20 protein-coding genes and 3 pseudogenes are annotated in these 25563 nt (G+C 54.4%); 15 read left to right on the top strand and 8 right to left on the bottom strand.

Annotated elements, in window-relative coordinates; genetic code table 11:
• Positions 1-336: 336 nt before the first annotated feature.
• The 4 genes from FSY45_RS19930 (at position 337) to FSY45_RS19915 (ending at position 5212) form a co-directional block, all read left to right on the top strand.
• Entirely contained in the window at positions 337-744 is a 408-nt protein-coding gene (locus tag FSY45_RS19930) for a hypothetical protein (protein WP_148748279.1), read from the top strand.
• 2 nt (positions 745-746) lie between these two features.
• The gene (locus tag FSY45_RS19925; protein ID WP_255443393.1) at positions 747-1772 is read left to right on the top strand and encodes an AAA family ATPase; all 1026 of its coding nucleotides are present in this window, start codon (positions 747-749) and stop codon (positions 1770-1772) included.
• Between the two features lie 109 nt (positions 1773-1881).
• Entirely contained in the window at positions 1882-4326 is a 2445-nt protein-coding gene (locus FSY45_RS19920; protein WP_187427583.1) for a S8 family peptidase, read from the top strand.
• A 1-nt stretch (position 4327) separates the two neighbouring features.
• The gene (locus FSY45_RS19915) at positions 4328-5212 is read left to right on the top strand and encodes a hypothetical protein (RefSeq protein ID WP_148748277.1); all 885 of its coding nucleotides are present in this window, start codon (positions 4328-4330) and stop codon (positions 5210-5212) included.
• On the opposite strand, the gene FSY45_RS19910 is transcribed toward FSY45_RS19915, so the two are convergent.
• From FSY45_RS19910 to FSY45_RS19875, 8 genes are all read right to left on the bottom strand, one after another.
• On the bottom strand, positions 5197-6783 hold the full coding sequence (locus FSY45_RS19910; protein ID WP_148748276.1) for a TniQ family protein: 1587 nt from the start codon (positions 6781-6783) through the stop codon (positions 5197-5199). The genes FSY45_RS19915 and FSY45_RS19910 overlap by 16 nt on opposite strands.
• Before the next feature lie 4 nt (positions 6784-6787).
• The gene (locus tag FSY45_RS19905) at positions 6788-7690 is read right to left on the bottom strand and encodes a TniB family NTP-binding protein (RefSeq protein WP_148748275.1); all 903 of its coding nucleotides are present in this window, start codon (positions 7688-7690) and stop codon (positions 6788-6790) included.
• Entirely contained in the window at positions 7687-9552 is a 1866-nt protein-coding gene (locus FSY45_RS19900; protein WP_148748274.1) for a Mu transposase C-terminal domain-containing protein, read from the bottom strand. Before FSY45_RS19900 ends, FSY45_RS19905 begins: the two co-directional genes overlap by 4 nt.
• A complete protein-coding gene (locus FSY45_RS19895; protein ID WP_187427582.1) occupies positions 9546-10232 on the bottom strand; it encodes a TnsA endonuclease N-terminal domain-containing protein in 687 nt (228 codons plus the stop codon). The genes FSY45_RS19900 and FSY45_RS19895 overlap by 7 nt, the downstream gene beginning before the upstream one ends.
• 55 nt (positions 10233-10287) lie before the next feature.
• Positions 10288-10545, bottom strand: a complete 258-nt coding sequence (locus FSY45_RS19890; protein WP_148748272.1) for a hypothetical protein — start codon at positions 10543-10545, stop codon at positions 10288-10290.
• A gap of 443 nt (positions 10546-10988) precedes the next feature.
• Positions 10989-13226, bottom strand: coding sequence for a DNA topoisomerase 3 (locus FSY45_RS19885; protein WP_148748271.1), 2238 nt, complete (start codon positions 13224-13226; stop codon positions 10989-10991).
• A 3-nt stretch (positions 13227-13229) separates the two neighbouring features.
• A complete protein-coding gene (locus tag FSY45_RS19880; RefSeq protein WP_034394005.1) occupies positions 13230-13568 on the bottom strand; it encodes a hypothetical protein in 339 nt (112 codons plus the stop codon).
• Positions 13569-13577: 9 nt separating this feature from the next.
• Positions 13578-14216: a hypothetical protein gene (locus FSY45_RS19875; protein ID WP_148748270.1), complete on the bottom strand. Its 639-nt coding sequence runs from the start codon at positions 14214-14216 to the stop codon at positions 13578-13580.
• A 61-nt stretch (positions 14217-14277) separates the two neighbouring features.
• On the opposite strand from FSY45_RS19875, the pseudogene mobH reads away from it, so the two are divergent.
• The 11 genes and pseudogenes from mobH to traA form a co-directional block, all read left to right on the top strand.
• Positions 14278-15546: pseudogene (gene mobH, locus FSY45_RS28500) on the top strand (MobH family relaxase); the annotation flags it as partial.
• Between the two features lie 1199 nt (positions 15547-16745).
• Positions 16746-16814: pseudogene (locus FSY45_RS28495) on the top strand (hypothetical protein); the annotation flags it as partial.
• 1002 nt (positions 16815-17816) lie between these two features.
• A complete protein-coding gene (traD, locus tag FSY45_RS19860) occupies positions 17817-19685 on the top strand; it encodes a conjugative transfer system coupling protein TraD (protein ID WP_034367679.1) in 1869 nt (622 codons plus the stop codon).
• 6 nt (positions 19686-19691) lie between these two features.
• The gene (locus FSY45_RS19855; RefSeq protein WP_131667130.1) at positions 19692-20294 is read left to right on the top strand and encodes a hypothetical protein; all 603 of its coding nucleotides are present in this window, start codon (positions 19692-19694) and stop codon (positions 20292-20294) included.
• On the top strand, positions 20251-20880 hold the full coding sequence (locus tag FSY45_RS19850; protein WP_034394014.1) for a DUF4400 domain-containing protein: 630 nt from the start codon (positions 20251-20253) through the stop codon (positions 20878-20880). The genes FSY45_RS19855 and FSY45_RS19850 overlap by 44 nt, the downstream gene beginning before the upstream one ends.
• Before the next feature lie 219 nt (positions 20881-21099).
• Positions 21100-21381 carry a type IV conjugative transfer system protein TraL gene (gene traL, locus FSY45_RS19845; RefSeq protein ID WP_034367684.1) on the top strand — a complete coding sequence of 94 codons (282 nt, stop codon included), beginning with the start codon at positions 21100-21102 and terminating at the stop codon, positions 21379-21381.
• Positions 21378-22067: a TraE/TraK family type IV conjugative transfer system protein gene (locus FSY45_RS19840; RefSeq protein WP_046461891.1), complete on the top strand. Its 690-nt coding sequence runs from the start codon at positions 21378-21380 to the stop codon at positions 22065-22067. The genes traL and FSY45_RS19840 overlap by 4 nt, the downstream gene beginning before the upstream one ends.
• A complete protein-coding gene (locus FSY45_RS19835) occupies positions 22051-23058 on the top strand; it encodes a type-F conjugative transfer system secretin TraK (RefSeq protein ID WP_148748269.1) in 1008 nt (335 codons plus the stop codon). The genes FSY45_RS19840 and FSY45_RS19835 overlap by 17 nt, the downstream gene beginning before the upstream one ends.
• 5 nt (positions 23059-23063) lie before the next feature.
• Positions 23064-24404, top strand: a complete 1341-nt coding sequence (locus tag FSY45_RS19830; RefSeq protein WP_255443397.1) for a TraB/VirB10 family protein — start codon at positions 23064-23066, stop codon at positions 24402-24404.
• Positions 24405-24453: 49 nt separating this feature from the next.
• Positions 24454-24960: pseudogene (gene traV, locus FSY45_RS19825) on the top strand (type IV conjugative transfer system lipoprotein TraV); the annotation flags it as partial.
• Between the two features lie 167 nt (positions 24961-25127).
• Entirely contained in the window at positions 25128-25544 is a 417-nt protein-coding gene (gene traA / locus FSY45_RS19820) for a TraA family conjugative transfer protein (RefSeq protein ID WP_046461893.1), read from the top strand.
• The last annotated feature ends 19 nt before the right edge of the window (positions 25545-25563 follow it).

The raw sequence follows: 25563 nt of genomic DNA, 5'->3' as shown, positions 1-25563 counted from the left end.
GGATGAAACGGTTGAGGTCGGGTGCTGAACTGCCCGTGGCCGCGTTAATCGATGAGGTAGTTCGAATCTTTCAATACAAATGAATCTGGATGAAATGAAATATGTACAAACATACAGGTATGATTTTACATACAGCTAATTTTTAGAAACTCGGTTTGGCTCGTCTGTTGCGTTTGATGAAATGCAACAGATGTTTGTCTTATGTGTTGCGTAAAAATGTTTAAACGCAACATGATTAATGACTAAAGCAACATATGAAACAGTTAAAGCAACAAAATTGTTGCGTTATATGCTTGTTTCCACTACGATCGTTGTGAATTCAACGTTTTTGTGAAAATGCCTAAAGCAGCCCTTTTTGATGAACTTCAATTGCGTGTGAAGACGCGTGTTGCGATGAGCAGCGCCTGTGAGGTGGGGCGGCATACGGGATTGCATCGTTCGACGGTGCTGCGTTTTTGTGAAACGGGGCGCACGACTTCTCGAACGGCGCAAAAATTGCAAAGAGGGCTCGCACTGACCCCGCCGGGTTATGTTGGAGCAACTGAGCAACAGAGCAGCGGTGCTTCACCTGTCGTGGAGCCGCTGAATCGAGTAGAAATGTCACACGATTTAAAGGCTTTGCGCGCGATGCTGCAAACTTTGATTCACGTGATCGATGGGCATTTCGGGAATTCCCAGGCAGGGATGCAGATGGCGAATGCCGTGGCTGCTTCTGTGTCGAGCGATTCCGACGTGAAAGGGTAACCATGGGTGCCACAAATTTTCGGCCTGATCATCGCAAAGCACTGCAACATGCGGTCGATGTGATCATGGAAAGCCGCCGCAGTCGAAGCCAAGCGGAAGCTGGGGTTGGAGCCGGGCCACAGAAGTCGTTGCTCGATCCTGTGGAGCCCGCTCCTGTCAGCTTGACCCTGCCGCCGCAGATCGCGGACTTGGTGTTTGAGATGCCGGTGCGGCGTCGCCTGTCGGATCTGGTGTTGGGAGCAAATACGGTCGAGGAAGTCCGCGAATTCCTGTTTGAGTTTTCTCAAGCCTCGGTTCTTCGCAATCATTCACTGGAGCCGCGACATACGATCTTATTGGTCGGCCCACCCGGCAATGGCAAGACCAGCTTGGTCGAAGTCATTGCCAGCGAGCTGTCGCTGCCGCTGCTCGCGGTGCGTTATGACGCGATCGTGGACAGTTATCTTGGCGAGACCTCGAACCGAATTCGCCAACTGATTGATTTCGCCTCGCGTACGCCCTGCGTGTTGTTCTTCGATGAGTTCGACGCAATCGGCAAGGAGCGAAGCGATACCCAGGAAACGGGTGAGATCAAACGCGTGGTCAGCTCCCTGCTCATGCAGATGGATCGCCTGCCAAGTCACGCCATCGTGGCGTGCGCCACGAACCACCCCGAGATGCTGGATCGTGCCGTGTGGCGGCGCTTTCAGTTGCGTTTGGAGATCTCGCCCCCGAGCGCGCAAGAACTGAGTGTTTGGTATGACCGATTCCAACGCTCGCTGGGTCAAAAGACGGCCCTTAATGCGGATAAGTTCATCGCCGCCATGTCGGGTCGCAGCATGGCAGAGATCGAGCAATTCATGCTCGATGTGAAAAGAAAGTTGGTGTTATTCAGCGATAAACTGAACGCCTCACAGGCTGTCGAGCAGGTCTTATCACGGATGAGGAGTCAGCCTGGTAAATCAGCGCACGACAGGGAGGCAGATGCGCAATTACCCGCTCGTAAGAGTTCGCCGAGAACCAGCAAAAAGTCAACGCCTACCGGGTAGAAAGCCCGGAGGCTTTCCCGCAAAACTTCCCTATACCCGACAGCTTCAACGGCTGGGCGACACTTTTGATGCGGCCAATCGGTCACTAGAGGCTTTTAGCCGAGGGGACATGCAAGTCGCCTCCGATCCGCGTGCCGTGATCCCAGAGCGAGCCTTGGTGTTGGAGTTGACTAGCGCGGTCGGTCTTTTCCAACAAGCCGCTCAGGCTCTGGGCTTGGAGTGGCTGGGCAGCATGGTGTCGGATCCAGATGCGCTCGACGAGGAGGAGGAAGCGGACGTCCCTGCCGACGCGGATGCGCCGCCCGTGAGCAAGGTGTTTTATCTGACGATGCCCAGTGAACAAGGGCTGCAGACTCTGCTCAGGGCATGGCGACGATTCAAAGCTGGCGAACTCGCGGCGAGTCCCGACCAAAACCAGCTTTGGAACATTTTTGAGCATCTTGCAGATCTGCGAACCTGGTCTACCAAGGATCGCATCGACCCGAGCTTGGCGCAATATGTGGAAGCCATCCTGAGCGCACGGCCTGATGACCTGGTGTCTTTGGAAGTAGACCTCTGGTATCGCAATGATGGCCAACGGCGTGACCAAGCGCTTGCGAAGCTATACGGGTTGGCACAAGCTGCCGGGGGTGGATTTGACGATACCGTGGAGATTCCCGAGATCCAATACCAAGGCGTGTTGGTGCGGATCCCTGGTGTCGTGGCGCGTCAGCTCATTATGGGCGAAGGCGGCTTGGCCCGTTTGGATGACATCATGCGGATCCGGCCTCAAGCTGCCTTTGATAGCCAGGATCTGGTGGAGCTGCCGGAGCCACTGGCTCTGGAGAAACAACAAGCGCCTGCAAGCACCAAATGTGTGGCTGCGATCCTCGACGGCTACCCCGTGCTGCAGCATGAGGCCCTTAGTGGTCGTGTTACCGCCTTGGAGGTGGACGTGACGGCGGCGCAGGTGCCGGCCAATGCGCGTTTGCATGGCACGGCTATGGCTTCTCTGATCGTTCGAGGGGATCTTTCTGACGAGGCCGGTCCCCTCGCTTCGCCTCTCGGCGTGATTCCTGTGTTGTCCGCTGGTCTGCACAACAGAGAGACCACGCCCACTGGCAAGTTGGCAATTGGTGTGATCCATCGGGCCTTGAAGGCTTTGGTGCAACAGCGTGCGCAGATGGATTCTCCGTTTTCGCGCGTCGTTGTGGTCAATCATTCGATCTGCGATACGCACGTGCCGTTTGTGCGTGCTCCATCGCCATGGGCCAGCCTGATCGACTACTACAGCCACCACCACCAACTGCTGTTTGTGGTCAGCGCGGGCAACATCGATGCACCGATCCCTGTGGCGGATGCAGCAACAGCCCAAGCGCTGGAGCAAATGAACCCGACGAATCGGGATGCCTTGGTGATCAACAGTCTGCGCGAATCCAGCGGCACCCGAGGCTTGTTAAGCCCTGCAGAGACGGTCAATGGTTTGACGGTTGGCGCGCTGCATGCGGACATCGGAGACGACGCAGGTGGCACCGAAATCGATCCCTTCCAAGGCTTGGAAATGATGGGACTGGGATCGGCTTTAGGCATGGGGGTGAACCGCAGTGTCAAACCTGATCTGATAGCCAACGGGGGGCGAACCGCCCTAAAAATCTCGACCCGAGCGGGTCAGGTGCAAGTTCACCCTGCACCGTCCCAACGCATGGGGCACAAGGTGGCGCGCCCTGGTGTGGCGGGTGAGTCCAACCGTTACGGCCTGTCAGCCGGAACCAGCGATGCCGCTGCCTTGACTACGCGCTCTGCTGTGCAGATCGCCACGGAGTTGGAGGAAATCTTCCGGCAGGATGGGGATTCGTGGGCAGAGAGGCCCACCCGGGCGACCATTCTCAAGGCCCTGCTCGTTCACAGTGCCCAATGGGGAGACGTGGGCAAGCTTTTCTTTGACCTGATCAAGGATCCCAGCCACCACAAAAGGCGATTGGCGGAAAAGAACGAGACCACGCGCTACGTTGGGTTTGGTAAGACAGATCCCGAGCGTGTATTGGGTGGCACAACCAACCGTATCACGCTATTGGCCGATGACCAGATTGAGCCCAATGGACGGCACGTGTTCAAACTGCCGGTGCCAACCCGTATGTTGCGGTCGAGGGACGTGCGCACTATCACCTTCACGCTGGCCTGGACTACGCCGATCGTGGTGTTTTCCACCGACTACCGAGGTGTTTCGCTAAAGCTAGTCGATGGCAACGGCAAACAGATTTTTTGGCAAGGGGTGTCACGGGCTGATGTGGATCAGCCGGTGCAGGCCACTATGGAGAGGGGCACTGTGGTGCATATGCAGTTGCAGGGGCACACTCTGTGGCGTTACGGCAAAGGGGATAGTCAGACACTGGAGATTGGTGTTCAGTCGATGTCTAAACATCCGTCGACAAAAAATGCTTCTGTGCCCTATGCGTTAGCCGTGACCATCGAAGTGGCGCAATCGGTCGATACCAAGGTCTACGAGCAAATCCGTGATGACGTCCGTGCGCGCCAGGCCCAGCAGCAGCGCACCAGAACTATTGTGAGGAGTTAACGTGTTTGAATTTTCTGCAGCCGATTCTCTAGGGTCTCGTCCCCATTCCGACATCGCCCAATATCTTCTCGACATTGGGGCAACAGAGCAGGCCGCGCCGTACCTGTCAGGTGCGGTCGAAGCCCAAGGCATGGGAATGCCCGCCCAGGCTTACAAGCCGACCGGCATGGTGGTCGGCTTCATTGAGGCCACAGGGAACGCTGGAAGCGAAGTCGCCATCGCGCCTGCAGCTTCGCTAAGGGCCGACCACGATTTGATCGGCAAGCGGATCAAAATCACGTTGGATCGGTTTTACGTGGAGTCCTATCCTGGCCTCGGCGAGCACACTGTGGTGTGTGAGTTCAATGGCAAGAACCAGGTGACGCCGGAAGCGGAGGCGCTCAAATTTGCCACCCAGTTACGCGTCAGAGACAAATCTGCAGCGGCTGTAATGAATGCGCCGGTTTTCTTGGGGTTGACAGTGCCGCCTGACGGCTTGGCCTTCGAAGGTCGCACCTACAACATCCGCAGCGCAGGCAGTGATGCTATCTTGGAAACATTGGACTCTGCAGTCTTTCGTGCCGGGCTTTCGTTGTTGAACACGGCACAGCCTGCACTCAAGCCTTTCGTGAGCCTTGCTACTGGAACTATGAAGCTTCTGGCCAACAGTGGCAAGAACGCGCAGGTGCACTCCTTCAGCCTAGGTCTAGACTTTGCCGAGCGTCAAACGTCGATTTCTCTACGCCGGGGAACCTATGTTGTCGTCCAGACCGATGAGAGCGATTGGGATTGGTCCAACTACACCTGGGACCTCCATGCCATGCGTTTGAATGATCGTCGCCTTGAGCCGCAGAATAGCATTGGCTACAACTACACCGCGATCGGTGTGAGTCACTTCGCGGCGTAGAGCGCGCCGCCAGCGCTTGGTCGAGGGGGCTTGTTAAGCTTGTAGGCCAGCATGTTGGGAATCGGTGCGGTTAAACGGGCGCCGACGGTGGCTTGGTGAAAGCGCGCCTGCAGAGCCGATGCCCGTAGCGGTCTGCCCGTGAACGCCGAGAAGAACACTTGCAAGCCCGTGAAGAGCCGGGGTGCGTGCTTGCGTGGACCATGGATGAAGCGTTGCAGCGCCGCCAGCGCTTCCGCTTCGCTGGCCGGGATCTTCCACCAAACGTCTTTCTCAAAATCCAGTGGAGTTTGGCTGTCGAAAGCGGAAACGGTCATGGCGCATATCTCGGTGCATGTGAGCACGGTGAAACGGTACAGGTTAAACATGACCTGATCCTGCAGCCACGCGTAGCGTTTGTAAGCATCGACGGTGCCAGCCACCGCATGTTCCAGCGACACGATCAAAGTGACGTGAGTGTCTTGGCTCACTTGTGTTCGATACTCAAGGGGATAGCGTTCTGTATCAGCGTGAACTCCGTAGTGACGCGTGGCCACTGAAGGACTGAATGAGCCGTATTGATTGCTGATCACCCGCGCGATGTCGGCAAGCTCGGCGGCGCCCCGCGCCGGATGCTGGTGGCGCTGAAGCGGGGCCACGACTTGCTCCACCCAGAAGGGCAGGACGACCCGTGGGCCTGCGATATTGCAGTAGTTGATGTGCGTCTCCAGCATGAAGCGCAGGAAGCGGTGTGGCCAATCGGTCAGCAGGTCGCAAACCCTGCGCATGATGGCTCGGCGTCGTGCAACGTCCAGGCATTCGATGGCAGTGGTTCGGGCGCCTCTGGCGAGGCTATCTTGCTGGGCCAGTCGGGTAAGGATCCGTAACCCCGCGAAGTAAGCGATCGAATGTGTGCCGTGTAATGAGGTGGCGTCTACATAGCCGCGCTCAAGTACTTCTTCCAGATGGGCCGTGAAACGCCCCTGCGAGGCCTCACTGGCGGTGGGTTTGATCGCGCTCAAAAAGGCATGGCACTGCCAGCAGCGTGTGAAGGCTCGATCAGTTGGAGTGGCCCCTAATTTGCCAATGTCCACGCGATGAGGGATGACTGGGTGCCCGCAATGAGGACAGGAATCCCGGAGTTCGATGCCATGTCGCGTGCAAACAGTGATGAAGGCCAAGCGCCAATGCAGACGAAAAAACGCCACGTCATCTTGTTGCAAACACAGTGGGCAGTACATCAGTCCCGGCGCGGTGCGTTTGCGATGATGGATGTGCAGCGGAATCAGCCAAGGCGAGTAGCCCCCGGAGGGCACGGCTTCGCTCAAAAAGCCTGCATAGCGTTGCAGCGAGGTCTGGCGAGCCTGCTCAATGCTGGTGCCGGTGACGGTGCACAGAGTAACCAGCACAGCCGGTGAACCCAGCTTGTCGATGTCCTTGCCCCAGAGCGCGTGGTCTCGGCCAAATAGGATGCGCGACATCCTCTCAGTTTTGTAGCCGTGCGCATGGGCCAAACGGATCATCCATGACGACAGCAGCTCATTGCTTTGCGGCTTGAGATGGTGGGGCCAGAGCTGCAGCGCTAGCGGGTTCATGGCGCTACAGGTCGTTGAGGTCGTCCTGGCTTGGTTTACCCAAGGCGGCGCAGCGTTGTACGATGTCTTCGGTGATGGCCTCTTCGTCGGTCTGGATCGCCATGACCGCGCTATCACGGATTAGTGTGGCGACACTGCCAATTACGCCCTCGCTCAGCCCGTAGATCAGGCGGGCCATCTGTAAATCGGACAGGTTGGAGCTTTTCCGCAAAGGCAGGATGTACTCGAAGCTGAGCAGCAGTTTGCGGAAATCGCGATCAGCATTGCGCCAACGCTTGAGAGGTCGAACGGGGAAGCGGCTCTGCAACTGGGCATCGGTGGCAACGGCCTGCAAGGCGTCTACGGTTCCGGCAGCGACGATGGAAATCTTGGTTTCGTTGCTCAGATACTTGATGATAGTGAGCAGCAGCAACTGCTTGGTTACGCTGCCCGCCAGGACGGAATTGAGTTCGTCCAGCAGCAAGACCTTGGTTTTGACTTTGACCAACTGCATGGCCAGGGCCTGGATCTTGTCGCTGGTGCCGGAAAAGCTCTTAGGGTCCACGCCCAGCGTCCGCAAGGCCTTGTCCAAGAACATGGCGTCGTTGGGGCCTGGGGGGCACTGGACGTAGAGCACTGGTACGTAGATCGAGTCTTCGTGCGCGCGCTCCTCGGCGGGGTAGCGGCGTCGGAACTCCTTGAGGATTTCAGTTTTGCCGTTGTTGGATCGCCCAACCAGCAACAGGTTGGGCATGCGGTTGGTTTGGGGGTGATCCAGCAGCCCGGCCATCTCGTCTAAGACCTCGGTCGCCCGAGCGTAGGGAATAAAGACAGGACGGCGAATGTGGTCGATGCGCTCTTCTGCAGATGCCTCCAGGAGCTGCTTGGCGCGTTCGGAAAGCGCGCGGTCAGGGTAAGGGTCGGTCATAACTCGCGAATGCCCTCAAAGGGCTGGATGGGGCCGTCGTCGTCTTGGGGGCTGTCGGCCCGCTGCGGCGCTGGCTGCGCAGGTTTGGCGGGGCGGGCCTTGCGCGTACGCTCCCACTGCTTTTGGCGCTGTTGCTGTCGCCGCGCCGATTTGGTGGCTTCCGACTGCTCCTCTACCAGCTTGCGCATGCGTGCGATCGTCTGGAAGATCAGCGTCTCGTTGGTGGTGGACTTGGCCTCGTCACGGTTGAGCCGTTTGGCGCTTCTAACCTCCCACAGACTGATTGGGGGCCGTGTTAGATCTCTAAACGGCACTTCAATGTAGCCTTTGTTCATCTCGTCATACAGAAAGATGCGGCTCAGATCGCGTGGATCATAGCGACAGATGAAGGTCTTCTTCTCGCTTTGGAGTCCATTTTTTCGGGCGTGCACAAAGCGACGAATCGCGTCAGAGTACCAGGTGAGTCCCCAATTTTGGATGCCGTACTCCTGCACGGTGCGCTCGAAGTACGGCATGAAATCCAAGCGCAACTGTTCAGGGTTATCGACGTGTAGAGGAACGCCAGTAGGCAGGATGTCTTCTGTGCCTTCCAGCAGAGCTTTCTTCCAAACGTACTCTGGAGGAAAACCGTTGTTTCCATTGTGCGGCTGTTGGTGGTAGTAGCCCAGCAGGTACAGGGTGAACCATTTCTCCACCGCTTCAAAGGTCATGCAGGCGTGTCCTTCCGAGTCGTAGTCCACACGATCCTGTACGTTGGAGAAGGTGGTGCCGGGAAGCTCCTCATGAACCTTGGCCATGAAGGTGCGAAAGCCGCGTTCCACATGCCCGCCGTAACGAGGGCGACCCTTAGGGCGACGTTCTGGGTTGATTGCGTGCTCTTTTGCCGCCCAGCCAAGCATCGTGCCTCGGAACTCCTTGGCATTGTCGGTATGGATCGTTCGCATCTTGCCCCAGCAGGGCCACGGTAGATCGCTCAGGTTCAGTCGTGCCAGGAACTCCTCCTTGCCCAAAATCGACATGGAAATGCACTGGCCAGTGGCCAAGGCACCCGGCGGATCCAGAGAGATGTAGAAGCCCACGATCATCTTGCTATAGACGTCAATGGCAATCGTCAGATAGGGGCGCTGGATGGGTTTGCGCCAAACCTCGTCTACCACGATCACATCCATCGGGGTGTGGTCGATCTGAACTACCGCCAAAGGATAGTTGGCGTTGGGAAAGGAACCTCTGAGGGGGTTGTAGCGCTCATCTGCGTACTTGCGGCCATAGCGGCGCTCTGTGACTAGCTTGGGATCCAGCGCATTGACACGTGAGCGCACGGTGCTGACATCCGGCGGAGTTATGTTCAACGCCGCGCAGGCTTCTTTGATGTCATTGAAAACCGACGCGACAGAGCGCCGATTTGGCCCGAGGTAGCCCTTCTCAAGCTGCTCGGCAATGATGTTTTCGATACGGGCATCCAAGCGCCGACTGCCTGCGTCGCTGCGCGACTTGCGCAACAACGCGGAGACGCTGCCGTTGGCGCGATGCTTTTCCATCCAGCGATAAATGGTGGAGCGATTCTTGCCAAAGAACTTGGCCACCCGATCAATGTCTTGAGCAGTGCGTTCCGCATCGGGAATCGCCATCAACACATCCATTTGATTAGCGATGTTCCAGGCCTCTTTCCATCTTTCGGGATCGATGGCGGCGATGTCCGCTTTGCGCTGATTTAGAGGACGCTGATTCAGGCGAATGGTCGCAGTAGGACGGGTGACGTGTTCGCCATTCTCCCTTTCGAGAACAGCTACTCCCAAGCTCTTCAACTCGACCAGCGTCATCTCCTCGTCGTCACACCATACGTGAGCACCGGGTTTCAGCATGAATAGTCCCACCGTACTTCTTTCTCTGACTCATCGACCCAAAACCGCGTGGCCGGGCTCAAGGGCTGATCCAGGTCGCATTTGATGCTTCCGCCCACGACCATCGTCCACCAAGCCCAAATGGCTTCGCCCCGTTGGCGACTGTAGGGGTACAGACGCTGCAGCAACGGCAACATGGGAGTGGGGCCGCTCATCCTGACCATTTCTGCCATGATCTGCGCGTAGTAAGTGCTGCAATGGGTTGAACTCTTGTAGCGCCAGAGAAATTGGATGTTGGCTAGGCGTTGCGTTCTGATTCGGTGCTCGTCGAAGATCTTGAAGTCCCACCCTTGCTCGCGGCAGTAGGCGCGGGCTGCGCGAAACTTGGGAAGGAGCTGATCCCGATTCGCGATCAGATCCGTGCGGTATTTCACCTCGCACAGCATGGGTCTACGACCGCCACTGGAACCTTCTAGGAAATGGATGAGGAGATCCGGTGTGTAGCTTCGAGACTTGCCTTTGGCATCAAGGTACTCAATCTTGACGGGCTGAGTTTGGAACCAATCCACACCGGAATCGAACGCCGTGCGCAGGATCAGGTCGCGTTCGAGTGACGACTCAAACTCGGAACCCAGCACCTCACCGGTCATACTTACCAGCGAGATAGGAATGCGGCGTAATCCGTCTTTGGTGTGAACCATTTTCATCCAGGATAGGGGCGTTCTCATTTATCTTACCTATAAATTGAAGTCGTTCTCAAATAACGAACTTGTTTACATCAAGCATTGCGCGTGGTGATTTGCCGCACTGATGAAACACCGTGCCCGCTTCCGCGAAGAGAAAGGCATTCCCGATGCTCTCGTGCTCATCTGCAGCACCCTGGCTTCCAGTAATGGCCAGAACTCTGGCTTTGTTGTTCTTGGCATTCACGCCGATGATCGGCCGGTCATTGACCACATGTGTGCAGGCCTCGAAGTCATCATCTGTAGGCTTGAAACGTTGCAAATAGGTCATTCTTGGACAAGCTCCATATCGAGATCAGTCCCTTGGCCAGGGAGAGGAGCGCGCTGCCAGCTATTCCATTGATCGATAGCTGTGACCAGCATTGGCACACTGAGTCCTCCCCAGATGTCCTCAGCTCGAAAGGTGCTGGGCGGCTCTAGGCCACAGATGCAGCTCAACCAGACTGCGCAGAAATCCTCGCCTCCGCGCTCGGAGTGCAGGTTGAAGTGCGTTCGGTTGCCACATGCAGGACAGGGACAGATATCAACGCTGGATTTGAGAGCGACTGAACGTGCTGACATTAATTTCCTTCTTCGAGGTGAATGCAGTTTCTTCAATGGAGCTGAGGGCGGGGCCGTGAAGCTGGAGCTTCACAACAAGTTAAAGCGCATGGGAAAAATGCAAGTCCGCCTGGATCTGCGTGGTCGATATGTGAAAACTTGCCTAGAAGAGCCTTAGCTATTGAAGATCCTTAGCTTTCCCTTGGCACCAGGCTTGGGCTTGACGAAGGGCAGAATCCCTTTGCAGTTCGGATAGTCGCAGCACCCCCAGAAATTCTGAGCGCGCTTCCCGTCCTTAGGCTTACCTTTGCGCAGCTTGGTAGGACCGCCGCAGGTTGGACAGTCGGGTGCGTCTTCATCGCTGGCAAGCGGCTTTTGCGGCTTGCCGCGACTGTCGCTGCAGGTCTTCTTACATTCGGCGTTCTGACAACCCCAGAACATCCCGTTGGAACCTTTGAAGCGCATCATCTGGCCGCCACAGCCGAAAACGCATTCGTGCTTCTGGGGCATGGCGGCTTCAAAGGCTTTGGCCATCGGTCCGTCCGCTTGTGACAGGACTGGAGCAGCAGCCTTGAGCTGGTTGACCATCGAGCAGACCCAGTTTGTAATCTTGGCTTCAAACGCGGCCACAGGAATCGTCCCGTCCTCAATACGGTCCAAGTCTTGCTCCCACAAGGCGGTCATCGACGGCTGTTTGATTGCCGGTGGGAGGATGGCCATGAGCGCATGGGCCTTGTCCGTCGCGCGTATAGCGCGTTTCTTACGAACGAAAAATTTGCGCACCACTGCACCCTCAATCATTCCTGCGCGGGTGGCAGGGGTGCCAATGCCTGATTTCTCGTTGAGGACCTTCCGCAACTGCTCGTTGGTTTCGAAGCGCGCAATGTTCTCCATCGCGCCAAGCAATGCGGCTTCGGTGAAATAGGGCAGCGGGCGCGTCACTTTTTCGCCCAGCTCGGTCTTGGCCAGGATGCAGGCATCACCCGTAACCACTGCCGGAAGCGCAGCAGAACCGGTGCCTTCTTGTTCATCTGCAACTTCTTCGTCTGGGGGATCGATGTCGATGTCACTGCCGAAGGCCGATTTCCAGCCAGGGCTGGTTGTCACATTCCCAGTGGCCAGGAAAAGATGAGGGCCGCATTGGACTGTGATTTCCGAACGCAGGTACTCATGTGCAGGTAGAAACTGCGCCAGGTAGTAACGGCGCACGATGTCATAGATATTGCGCTCTTGTTCATTCAGGCTGTCGATTGAACCGGCTTGAAAGGTGGGAATGATGCCGTGGTGTGACGTAACCTTAGAGTCGTTGAACACACGGCATTTGCGCTCGGGATCGACCAGTTGCACAAGGCCTGCGATGCTTGGGTCAGTTTTGACCATGGCGCTTAGTACATCGGGCACATCTCCCTGCTGGTCCTGAGGCAGATACCGGCTGTCAGATCGCGGGTAGGTCAGTAGCTTGTGCTTTTCGTATAGTGCCTGTCCGATAGCCAGCACCTCATCGGCGGTGTAGCCCCAGCGCTTGTTCGCGTACTGCTGTAGCGATGTGAGATCGAACAGCAGGGGGGCAGTCTCCGACTCTGGCTTTTGTTCCGAGCGAACAATCTGAGCAGCAGCACCGTTGCATGCCTGTGCCGCGCCACGGGCAAAGTCCCCTTGATTGCATCTGCCGTTGGCATCCGCATGAGTCTGCGGAGGTTTCCAGCTGGCCTTGAAGCTCCCCTTGGTCGTGTTGACCTGGGCTTGAATGGTCCAGAAGGGGGTAGGTTGGAAGCTTGCGATGGCGCGCTCGCGTTCACACACCAGATTGACCGTTGCTGTGAGCACGCGACCAATGTTCAATATCTCGCGGAAGCCAATGGATCTTGCCAATGCGGTGTACAGGCGAGTCAGGTTCATCCCGACAAGGAAATCTGCGCGGCTTCGGGCCAATGCCGCATGAAAGAGCGGAAGGGTTTCACTGCCGTCTTTGACATTGGCCAGCGCCTTCTTAATGCTCTGGTTATCCAAAGCGGTAAGACACACCCGCTTTATTGGACCTTTGTAGTTGGCCTGGGCCAACAAGATTCTGCCAATGGCCTCACCTTCACGGTCGAAGTCCGTAGAGATGTATACGGTCGAAGCTTTCTGTATCAAACCCAACACGGTCTTTGTCTGCTTGGCCGTTTTTTCCTTCATTTTGTAGCCCCATGACGAAGGCACAAACGGAAGCAGGCTCAGGTCATTCCAGGACTCATAGCCTTCATATCGTGGGTCGTAGTCCTCTGGCATCAACTGCTCATACAGGTGGCCAAAGCCCCAGGTGACGGCGATGTCGCCGCCTGTGATGTAGCCATCGTTGTACTGGCGCACGCCCAGCACTCCTGCAAGGTCTTTGCCTTGGGCTGGCTTCTCGCAGATATACAGATCCATGATTCACGCTCGCCCGATGAGTTGAGAGCGCTCTTGCTCGTTGGCTGTGCTTGGGCGGTGCATTTCTTCCACCATGGCCAATGCTTCGGGGCATACGAAAATCATGCCTCGGCTGATGTTCGCTACGTGTCTGCGCAAGGCCAGCGCAACCATGTACTCAGGATGTCGTATCCCTAGCCAAAACGAATGAATGCTGACCTCGCCTAAGACGAAAGCAGCGCAAACATTGAATCTATGTTTGAGCTTGTGTTTCAAGGGGCGATTGCGCCAGACCTCGACTGGGTTGTGTCCGCAGAAGCGGTCGTGCAGTTGCAGATCGCGTGGATTGTTCTGGAAGTACATTGCAGCCTCTTAGAGCTTGCCCTTGCAGCTCTTGATGCTGGCTGGGCGAGTGGAGTTGCGAACAATGTCCTGCTGGGATTCTGAAATCGTTGTGCCAGAACAAAATGACTTCCAGGCGTCCTTGTAACCCTGATAGTTGTGGTTAGGCCGACTGCAACTGCTTATCGCATCGGCTGGAACTTCCCCCTTGGCTTGCGTGACGAACTTCCAATCTTGTTCGGTCATGCCCTGGCCAGCGTTGCAGTAGCGCTCCCAGCGGCGCATTTCATAAATGGCATAGCTGGTTTTGTTCGTGGTGGGGGCTGGCTTGGCTGCAGACTTGCTCAGGAGGGCGCGCATCTCGTCAATGCTTGGGCCGATGATCGCTGGTGTTGATTTCGGTGCAGGCTTTGGCGCGAGGGCCGGGGATTTGGCGGGTGTATAGCTTTGCGTCTGTGAGTCCTCATTGCTAAGCACATCGACAAAGCCTGGTTGGTGTAGAGCGGCTCCACCACGGCCAATATTGTCCCAGGCCACTGTCAAATGGCGGTGCGTGCGCTGGGGCTTGTCGTCTTCTTTGATGACAACAGGCTCCGGGGGCTTGGATTGAAAAGCCGCGCAGCCAGAAAGTACGCCTGCAGCAATAAGCAGTGATAGGTATGGACGCATAGCGCCTTGACTCCTTTGAAATCAGATAAAAAATTCTAGAAGTCAGTACCCAGATACCTTGATGCGCGATTTGCCCGTAATGGGCCACTCCGTAATCTTGTCTTGGAAGGCTTTTGGGGGAGCATCGGCGGATTGTTTTAAAGCACAGTCCATGCCTCCAGATTTGCTCGCTCCATTTTTGAAAACGCTCAAGGGGATATTTACGTCCTCTCGCGCGCCATCGAATGTGCATTCCAGTGGAAGCGGGCGGATCTTGGACATCGATGAAGAGGACATTCCAAGGTATCCCCCTTTCGCCAAAGGCATGCCCGTCGCGCCTGTGGATCGGGTCATGGCTACACAGGCTGAATTGGTAGAGCGCATTCGCATGGCGCTGGGCTTCAAAAAAGAAGACTTTCATCGCCTGGTTGTCCCAGTCATCGAGCGCTATGCGTCTTTTGTCCATCTGCTACCCGCATCAGAGGCACACCATCACCGTGGGGCCGGAGGGCTGTTTCGTCACGGCCTTGAAGTGGCGTTCTGGTCGGCGCAAGCCTCTGAGGGGGTTATCTTTTCGACCGAGGGCACACCGCGTGAGCGCCGCGACAACGAGCCAAGATGGAGGCTGGCCAGCTGCTTTTCTGGATTGCTGCATGACGTTGGCAAGCCGTTGTCCGATGTGTCGATCACCGACCGCAACGGAAAGATCGTCTGGAACCCCTATGGGGACTCGCTCTATGAGTGGGCACGCAAGAACAACGTGGACCGTTATTTCATTCGCTGGCGCGACAAAAGGCATAAGCGTCATGAGTCGTTCTCGTTGCTGACAGTAGATCGCATTCTTCCTGACCAGACACGCGGCTTCCTGAGCGAAAGCGGCCCCAAGATCATGGAGGCGATGCTTGAGGCCATCTCAGGTACTGGGGTTAATCAGCCTGTGACAAAGCTGATGCTGATGGCTGACCGGGAGAGTGTGGCCCGTGACCTGAAGCAGTCGCGCCTGAATGTCGATGAGTTCTCATATGGCGTGCCTGTCGAGCGATATGTGTTCGATGCAATACGCCGATTGGTAAAGCAGGGCACTTGGAAAGTGAACGAGCTGGGCGCGAAAGTTTGGCACTTGAAGCAGGGCGTATTCATCGTCTGGAAGCCCGCCCAGGACATCACGGATCTGGTTGAGAAGGACAAAATACCGGGCGTTCCGCGCGATGCCGACACCTTGGCCGATATCCTGGTTGAACGTGGTTTCGCTGTATCGAACATTGTTTCCGAAAACGGAAATATGGCCACATACCGCTACTGGGAGGTCATGCCCGATTTGGTGAAGGCCCAGGGGTTGGAGAAACCTCTCCTGATGCTTCGGCTGGAATCTCCTGATTTGGTTTTCACAACCGAGCCACCTCCAGCGGTCGAAGGGGTAGTTACAGGCGAAGCAGCGGCAGAAGAGGTCGCTCTCAACGTGCAACTGACAGATCTGAATGCTCCAGCCGTTGCACCAGGTAGCAGCACCGAAAATGACTGGAAGGATATGCGCTTTCCGCCAGATGAATCGGCGCAGTCGGCTGCGGCATCAACAGCACCAGCACCCGCACAAATACCGATTCAAACGGCAGGACAGACCGCAGCCCATACTTCATCATCTGCACCAGTTGCTCAAAGCACAGGAGCTAATGTAAGCGCGCAAGGTGCGCCTGCTGCTCAGCCGCCTTCTGAGTCGAACTCAAACATGCTGGCGCTGATACCCGGCTTGATTCAGTCGCCCTCGGTTGCTGGCGTAGATGAAGATGGAATCGGCGTCAGTGCTGAAGTGCTCAAGGCCGAGCAGGATGCCATGTCCGCCTTGGCCGGGATAGGCATGATGGGATTGGACATGTTTGCACCTGTCCCCTCCCCAGTGCCAGCAGCTGCAGCGCAACATAAGCCAGATCCGCTGCCAACGCCTCCAAACTCATCTGTAGCTGAATCACCTGCACCGCCAAAAACGGAACATGACCATGTGAGTTCGGTAGAAGTCTCTCCTATGCAGATGCTGGCGCAGGCAACAGGCTCAAAACCGGACGTGGATGCTCCTGCAACTGTAGGTCCTGCCAATGATTTTCTGGCAGTACTGACAGCAAATTATCCGAGCGCAACAGAGTCGCATACTCCATCTTCGATGCCTCAAAGTGCAGGGCAGGCGACGGGTAAGAGCGCTACAAAAATCAAAGCAAATAGGGCTGATAGACCAAAGCCTGAGGCTGCAAAGGGGGGACGACCAGCAGCTGCTCTAGGAACAGTGGAACAGTCGAAGGGCAGTGGCAAGGATGGAGTGCATAAGGCTGCAATGCCTCCATCTGCACCCCCCCCCGCTGCCGTCCATGCAGCAGCTCGACCTCCTGCGGTGGAAAGTGCTACCGCGCCCGACTCAATGCCAGAGACATCGCACGTCTTGCCTCCCCCATCTGAATACAACCCTCTCCAAGAGCTGATTGATCTCAATATCGGTTTGGGATTTGACCCTTTGCCTGAGCATATGCGTCTGGCCAACGATGTGGTCGAGCCTGTCCTCTCAGAGGAACCCATATGCACGCAGTCGGAGCCAGGAGCTGGCCCTGTCGATCTCTCAGGAGGCTTGGCTGATGTACTGGCTCAATACGGATCTCAAGTGCAGGCATTGATCATGGCTGCCGTGATGCCGGTATTGCTGCGCGATATGACCCTTGGGGAAGTTTTGTTCATGCATGGTCAGCAGGCGGCGATCTATTACCCAGAGGGAGCAAGGAAGATTGGTGGCGAAGCCTCTGAGGTAATCAAGATACTGGCCCAGCAACACGCAATTTCCATCAATCCAGCAACTCCAGGCCGCTATGTCTGGGACTTTGACGGCTACATGGGCATTGTGCTTTGCGAGCCTATATCTGAAGCGATACGGGTGGCGCTCGCTCAAGCAGGAGAGCAGGAAGAAGCTGGAATCTGTCAGCTGGCAATGATGGCTCCAGTGCAATTCATTGAGGTCACACCGAGCGAACCTACTCCAATGGACAAGCTGCGTGGAGCTGCATTGGCGGAAGCAGTCTTGAACACGGGCTTCAAGATGCCTGTTCGCCAGAAGCGCACCAAGACAGCCTTGCGTGATGTCAAGCCCAAAGGCCGAGGGGCAGATCCAGGCCTGGGCATCGCAGAGGCTGCAGCTCCGCGTCAATCTCCACTATTTATCCCGGCCCATGAAAAGCGTACTGAAAGTCAGCCGCCAGTAGCCCTGGCCATTGAACACGAGATTTCCAAGGTGTCATCCAGCCCAGCTGCTGGAGCGGAAGAGCGGGCCGATTCACAAGCTCGTCCAAAGGGCAAGAAGGACAAGCAGAACGCGGCGAAGCCCGATACAGGCGAAGTGATAGAGGTGCGCGTCGATCCCATCGAGCGCGCATTCCAACGGTTGATCGAAATGATTAAGGCGGGCAATGGACCGTGGCTTGCATCGGCGCCTATTCGTGAGGGAGAAAAGCTTTTGGTGGACAAGCGCACCCTTCAGCTGATGACCAACGACTTGATAGGCGTGGAGTTGATGACGGTGCACTTCAAGATGAGCAGCTTTGGCTTCAAGGTCCGCGAAAACCAATTAATTTATTCGGAGAAATAGAGATGGCAATTGAATACGATGCTTTGGCCTATGAGATGCCCTGGCGGCCAAACTATGAAAAGCGCGCGGTCATGGGGTGGGGGCTGGCCACCTTTGGAGCAATGTGTGTGCAGCAGGTCACAGAGATGCCCCCGCAGCCTTTCTACTGGATGGCTGGTATAGGTGCGACTATGGCCATGGCCAGACTTCCGAAGGCCTACAAGCTTCACAAGCTGCAAGAGCACCTTAAGGGCAGACCACTGGAATTCATCAAGATTTCAGAGGTGCAAAAGATGATCAGCAAACACAAGGATGAGCTGTGGCTCGGCAAAGGCTTCATCTGGGAAAACCGCCACGCACAGCGCGTTTTTGAGATCCTGCGCAGAGACTGGTCTTCCATCACCAACCAGAAGTCATTGCTCGAAACGCTGCTGCTGAGGCTGAACCTCAAAGCTTCCAAAGAACTGGAGATGGGTCAGCCCTGGATTCATGGGGTGGAACCGAATGAGGTGGATCTGTATCAGCCTTTGAAGCATGTAGAAGGGCACTCACTTTGGGTCGGGACAACGGGTAGTGGCAAAACGCGCGCATTCGATGTGAATATTGCCCAGGCCATCATGCGCAATGAGGTGGTCATCATCATTGATCCCAAGGGCGATAAGGAGATGCGCGACAACGCGCGGCGTACTTGTGAAGCAATGGGCACCCCGGAGCGCTTCATACAGTTCCATCCTGCCTTCCCGGAAGAGTCCGTGCGAATAGACCCGCTTCGCAATTTCACACGCGGGACAGAGATTGCTTCCCGTCTGGCGGCGCTCATCCCGAGCGAAGCTGGCGCTGATCCCTTCAAGTCGTTCGGCTGGCAGGCCTTGAACAATATCGTTCAAGGCCTGCTGATCTGCCACGAGCGTCCCAACTTGATCAAGCTGCGTCGCTACCTTGAAGGCGGGGCTGAAGGCCTGGTTGTAAAGGCTGTTAAGACCTATTCTGAGAAGGTTGACCCACATTGGGAAGAGAAGGCCGCACCATACTTGGAAAAGGTCAAGAACGCCAGTCTCGACAAACAGGCTGTGGCTCTGATGAAGTTCTATCTGGCGGAAATACAGCCTACTTTCCCAAGCTCCGAGCTGGAGGGGCTGCTGAACATGTATCAGCATGACGCCACCCACTTCGGCAAGATGGTGTCGAACCTCTTGCCCATCATGAACATGCTGACTTCCGGTGATATCGGGGCACTGCTCTCGCCAGATCCAAACGACCTGAGCGACGAGAGGCCCATCACTGATAACGCGAAGATCATCAACAACGGCATGGTTGCCTACATCGGCCTGGACTCGCTCACAGACAGCATGGTTGGCAGTGCAATCGGATCAATTTACTTGTCGGACCTGACAGCGGTGGCGGGTGATCGCTACAACTACGGCGTCGATAACCGGCCAGTCAATATTTTTATCGATGAAGCTGCTGAAGTCCTCAATGATCCAACTATTCAGCTGCTCAACAAAGGGCGGGGAGCAAAGATGCGATTGTTTGTTGCGACACAAACGATTGCAGATTTCACAACACGCTTGGGCAGTCAAGAGAAGGCGCTACAAGTTCTAGGTAATATCAACAATATTTTTGCTCTTCGCGTCACAGACACTGAGTCGCAAAAGTACATAGCGGAAAATTTACCTATGACGCGCGTGAAGTACGTCATGCGCAACCAAGGACACAACACAGACGGCGATCAACCAATCATGCATGGTGGCAACCAGGGGGAGCGCCTGATGGAGGAAGAAGCAGAGCTTTTTCCGTCTCAGCTGCTAGGGATGCTGCCGAACCTGGAGTTCATAGGGAAGATTTCAGGCGGGCGTGTGGTAAAGGGGAGGTTGCCGATATTGACTTCATAAGAGGATATGAAAAAAAACAATTCTGAAAAGTATCGGAACTATGAGGTCATTTCAATGATTGACACGACTTTGCCTTTTACTATGGTTGAAAAAATCAAGGCAAATAGTAAGAAAAGTAATGAATTACTAAGTGTTTTGCAGTTTGATTGGCCTGATGTTGAATTGGTACTTCAGAAGTTAACAAGGTATGTAACTGCAGGAATCCAAGCCGATAAGAAACCTGTAATACAGACTATTATTGAAGAAGCTTTGGAGCAGTACGCGGTTCTCTTGATTGAAAACAACGGGAAAAAAATACTAGATCCAATACGCCTTGGAATGTTTCTTAAGTGTTTGATTGATGAAACAGTACTGGCGCTTCGAGTGAAAGTCTGTTCAAGCAATGGAAGCTCTTGGGATGTCTCTCAAGGAATTCCATTTGCTGACTGGGTAATGGTAAATAAGCCAAGGATAACGATTCATGAGAGCAGTGACTTTACTTTGGATGATGATTTAATTAGTAGAAGGTATGTCTATGATTACATCACCAATGAAAGAATCAAAAAAGTATTGCGGAGAGTAAATTATGAACAAACCGTGGTTTGTGGTGGTGATTCTGCTTCTCCTTGAAGCAACAGTAATTTTGCTTTTAATTCCGGGTGATTGGACAAAAAAGCAAATACATATTGAACAGAAATATGTAGAGCAAACACTAGGCGAGGACACTAGAGAGTGGGTGAAGAAGAGAGCAAATGGCTGGTATAACTACGCAATACTCGATTCCGGGTTTTATGAGGGTGCGCTGAATACGCTTATTCCTACTGAAACTGAGAAAAAACGCTCTCGTGGAATGGAGAAGATGGGGCAGGATTGGTTCGCCTGGGTTGAAGGGCGACTGAATGCATTCATGAATGCCGCATACCAGTTCTTTTCACGACTTGCACTTCTCATGGCCTGGTTGCCTTACATGTTGATCTTGTTCATTCCGGCGAGCTACGATGGGTTGATGACCTGGAAAATCAAACGGACCAACTTTGACTACTCAAGCCCAGTCATGCATCGATATGCAGTTCGCGGAGCGAGCTACTTGGTGTTCGGTCTGCTAGCAGCGTTTATGGCTCCCATCGCGTTGAACCCGATCATCATCCCTGTGGCGCTGATGGGCACTATCGTCTTGATAGGTCTGGCCATGGGTAACGTCCAGAAGCGAATTTGATAGCAACAGCATCCAACCGCGCATAAGAAGGGCATCCATTTGGGGTGCCCTTCTTTTTTGGCTGAGGCAAGGAAAGACTTTTTCGCATGCGAAAAAGATAGATTGCCAGCCGATGCTTCTTACAGCGCCCGATAGTGCTGGAGTTGCCCTCTATGGGCGTTTGGTCATGCACGTTTTTCCTTTGAACTCTGAAGAATTCGAGTCAAGGAGAAAGTTCGCATGAAGTTGATTGAAATCCCTCGTCGTATCGATGAGCCGCCACATCTGATGCTCTGGAGCGCCGATGAATTAGCTCCCATGCTGCTAGGGCTTGTTGTGGGTGTTGTGGTCGGCAAAGCTCTGCTTTGCGTGCTGGCCGGGATGCTTGTCACAAACCTCTACCGTCGATTCAAGGACAGCAATCCTGATGGCTATTTGTTGCACATGCTCTATTGGACTGGTGCAGCCTTCTCCAAAGGACGCTCGATGGTCAACCCATTCATCAGGACGTTCGTGGCATGAACATCAATAATTACCTGAAGAAGTATGCGTGGATGCAGACGGAGATCCATTGGGGTCGAGTTTTTATGGGGGGTCTTATTGCGATCAATGCTTTATTGGTCGTAAAAGTCCTCACCAAAGAAACCATTGTTGAAATCGTCCCATTCACATTAACTGAAGACGCTTGGCTGGGTGAGAAATCTGCATCACGATCATATAAAGAGTCTTGGGCATTGGCGTTTGCACAGTTGTTCGGCAACGTAACACCCGCAACAGTGGACTTTGTTAAGACACGGACAACACCATTTTTCGCTCCAAAAATTTACTCTCAAATCATTGAAATTCTTGAGGTGCAGTCTCGGCAAATCAAAGATGACCGAGTTTCACTCCGTTTTGAACCGCGTCATGTTGAATATGAAATGGGAACGGATAAGGTGTTTGTTTATGGGTATTCGTTTGCCAAGGGCGCAAGCTCTAAAGAGTCGCGTACTGACAGAACGTATGAATTCCGCATAAAGATTGCCAAGTACGCACCTCAAATTGACTACATCGATACATACGCCGGTCGTCCGCGCACAAAAACCATTGAAGCGAATCTGAAGCGCAAAGAAGAACAAAGAGAGATGCGCGAGGAAAAAGAGAAAAGAATCCAGGAGCAGAACGAAGATGATATGCAAAGAAATTCGAGTGATGAAAGCGAATTCTAAATACCTGCTGGCCGTGAGCCTTGCAATTGCTGGTCATGTGCATGCACAAGATAAAACACCGACCATGGATGATATCCCTGTGGTGCCTGCTGGAGTCATGCGTGAGAACGTTCCGGCTCCGATAGGAAGTCGATCTGCTGTGGTTAACAATCAGAAGGGCAGGGGCCAAGGTGCTGAAGCAGGTGTGGACTCTGGAAATTTCTCAGGGAATATCAACAGTAGTTCACATATAACGATGAAGCCAGGGGTGAACCAGATCATTCCAATTGCTATTGGGCATCCAAATCGTATTGTGACTCCATTTAGTACACCCGATATCACCTCTACGACTCTTAGTTCCGGTGGTGGAGGGGGTGAGAAAGATAAATGCGGTGAAGTCTGTATTAAGGACAACGTAATTTATATCGCCACTCTTAAAGAAAGCCCTGTGACGATGTTCATCACCGAGAAGGGGAGTGAATCGCAAGCACTAAGTTTGACGATGATTCCACGCAAAATTCCACCGCGCGAAGTATTCGTTAAGCTTGATGGCTCATTTGCTGGTGGTATGGGTGGGGTCCGGGCTAGTGCAAATGCCAAAGCTGAGGCTTGGGAAACTAGCCAGCCTTACATCGAAACTATCAGAACGCTGTTCAGAAAACTCGCGCTGAATGAAATCCCTCAAGGGTTCACGATGACAGCGACACCGCGCGAACTCGCAGCAAAGGCACCTAAGTGTTCTATCCCTGGGCTGTCGGTTGATTTCGCAGCAGGCCAGTACATGGCTGGCCATAACCTGAATGTTTATGTCGGCGTAGCGCGTAACGACAGCCAGGATCTGGTTGAGTTTCGTGAATCTCAGTGTGCAAACTGGAATACAGCAGCCATCACCAGCTGGCCACTGAAGGTGCTGGAGCCAGGACAGCGCACAGAGGTCTATGTGGCAGTGAAGCAAGGGCATGCTCCTAGCTCGATGTCTCAGCGTCCATCCCTGATAGGAGGCCGGAATTGAATTTGATGCAGCAATGGGGGCAGCTGACCCCCAAGGTCAAACGGCTGGTTGCGGTATCTGCAATCGGTGTAGTCATCCTTGGTGCTATGGCACTGACCACCTCGCCACCAGAAGAGAAAAAACAACGAGGACGCCATGAATCCATCAAGAGCATCCTGACTGATAAGAACACGCGGGACGTTGGCATCGACTCAATTTCTGGCTCCCTGAAAGCGCTGGAAAATAGGATGAAGGGAGTTGAGCGCGAGCAAGAGCGCATAAAGAAAGAGGGAGTAAATCAAAAGCCTGACTCAACCTCGGAAGAAAATACGGCTGAGAGCGCTCGCATGAGGGCTGATATTGACCGTTTGATTGATATGGTCGAGGCGAAAAATCCTGCCCCTCCCAAAGGTGATGAAGCTGGAAAGGGGGCTGAAGCTGGAGGGAGCAAGCCTGGTGGGGAACCAGCTGTGGTGCAGCAAAGCTATATTGATCAGAAAGTGGACTTCAACGACCCTGCCTCGGTATTCAAATCCGCACCTCTTCCCCACACCAAGAAAATTCGTCAACACGATCATCCAGGAGGAACAGACACTGGTGAAAGTGACGACAAGCAGGTTGCAGGTCTGAATGCAGAGCAGCAAGAAATGCGGATCGTAAGTATTTCTCAAGCAGAAGAAAAGTCGAAGTCGAAACCCAAAGAGGACGAGTCGCAAACCATGTCGTATTTGCCAGCAGGTTCCATTATTACTGGAACGCTGATAAATGGTATGGATGCTCCTACTGGTCAAGGTGCGCGCAAAGATCCATTCCCATCAACTCTACGCATTCAGAAAGAGGCAATTCTGCCTAACAAGTTTCGCGCCGATGTCAGAGAGTGCTTCATGATTCTCTCTGGGTATGGGGACCTAAGCTCAGAGCGTGCGTATTTACGCGGTGAGACATTCTCTTGTATCAGGGAGGATGGTGGAGTTATTGAAGCTCGGCTTGACTCGTATGCGGTTGGCGAAGATGGAAAAGCTGGTGTAAGAGGTCGATTGGTTTCAAAACAAGGACAGATGGTCGCTAAAAGCCTGATTGCTGGTTTCTTAGGCGGAGCATCAAAAGCAATGGACGTTAATGTAGTCCCAACCATCAACACGACTGGCTCAAATCGAACCGAATTCCAGTCTCCATTGTCTTCCGATCTTTTCCAAGGCGCGGCAGTTAAGGGGGCATCGAGCGCATTAGATCGAATTGCCAAGTTCTATATCGAAATGGCGGAAGGTATTTTCCCAGTCATTGAGATCGATGCTGGGCGCCAATTGGATGTGATTGTGACGCGCGGCGCGCGACTGCAGATCCGCAACCTGAAGCGCAAGCGCTAGAACAAAACATGAATTGTCCGAAACGGGCAATTTGGAGGTGAAGCAAAAAATGAAGTTGTCCTTACGATCCGTTCAACGTGTGATTCTTCCCGCTGTAGCAGTGCTGCTCAGTGGCTGCTCGATGATGAATATCGGGGCAGAGGATTACGGATGTCCAGGCCTTCCGAACGGCGTGCAATGCATGTCAGCTCGGGATGTCTATGTCGCTACCAACAATGGGCAAGTTCCTGCCCCAATGGTCAGGGGAAGGGAGGCTGAGCAGCATGAAGCTGAGATGGTCCACAAGACCGGCGTAGGTAAATCCAATGAATCGGGCGTTAAGCAGGCGAGTCCAAACGATGTGGTTGATAACTATGTGGCCCCAAGGTTGCCTGATCGCCCGGTCCCAATCCGAACACCAGCTCAAGTCATGCGGATTTGGGTTGCTCCATGGGAGGACAGCAATGGAGATCTGAACACTACTGGATACATATACACAGAAATTGAACCCAGGCGCTGGGTGGTCGGTGAACCGATGACGGCCTCCGATCCAGTGCTCAGGCCACTTCAATCACTGGACGCACCAACGACAGGCATCGGCAATACCGCGATGAGTGCAGAGCGTGAAGCTCGCCTGGAGAGACAGCGAGAGGAGAGGGAGATTCGCCAAGAGCAGATACAGCAACAGCGAGAAATCGCCTCTCAAAAACGGAATCGACTTAATTAAACAATAGGAGTTCAAGCATGAGCACACTCACACACAACAAGCTGATTGCCCTGAGCCAGAGCAATTTCGTGGCAAAGGTCAAAAAGAAGCATTTGATCGCTGGTGGCCTGGTACTGGCAAGCATCGTTGTTCTGATGACCCCTGACTTCGCATTGGCGGGCGGCGGTGGCTCCGAGTTCGACGATGTATGGAACACCCTCAAGGACTGGACACAAGGTACGCTGGGTCGCATTGTGGCGGGCGCAATCATCCTGGTGGGCATCATCGGCGGAATTGCACGTCAGAGCTTGATGGCCTTTGCCATGGGCGTTGGCGGTGGCATGGGCCTCTACAACGCGCCAACGATCATCGAATCCATCATGTCGGCAACCATTCCGGTAGCCCACAAAGCAGTGCCAAGCCTGATCACGATGTGCAACGGCCTCGGCTGCTAAGTCAACCGGCAAAATCAAG

Origin of the sequence: Comamonas sp. Z1 (assembly GCF_008121555.1) — a bacterium.
Lineage (GTDB): Bacteria > Pseudomonadota > Gammaproteobacteria > Burkholderiales > Burkholderiaceae_C > Comamonas > Comamonas thiooxydans.
This window is presented reverse-complemented; position numbering and strand designations above follow the sequence as displayed.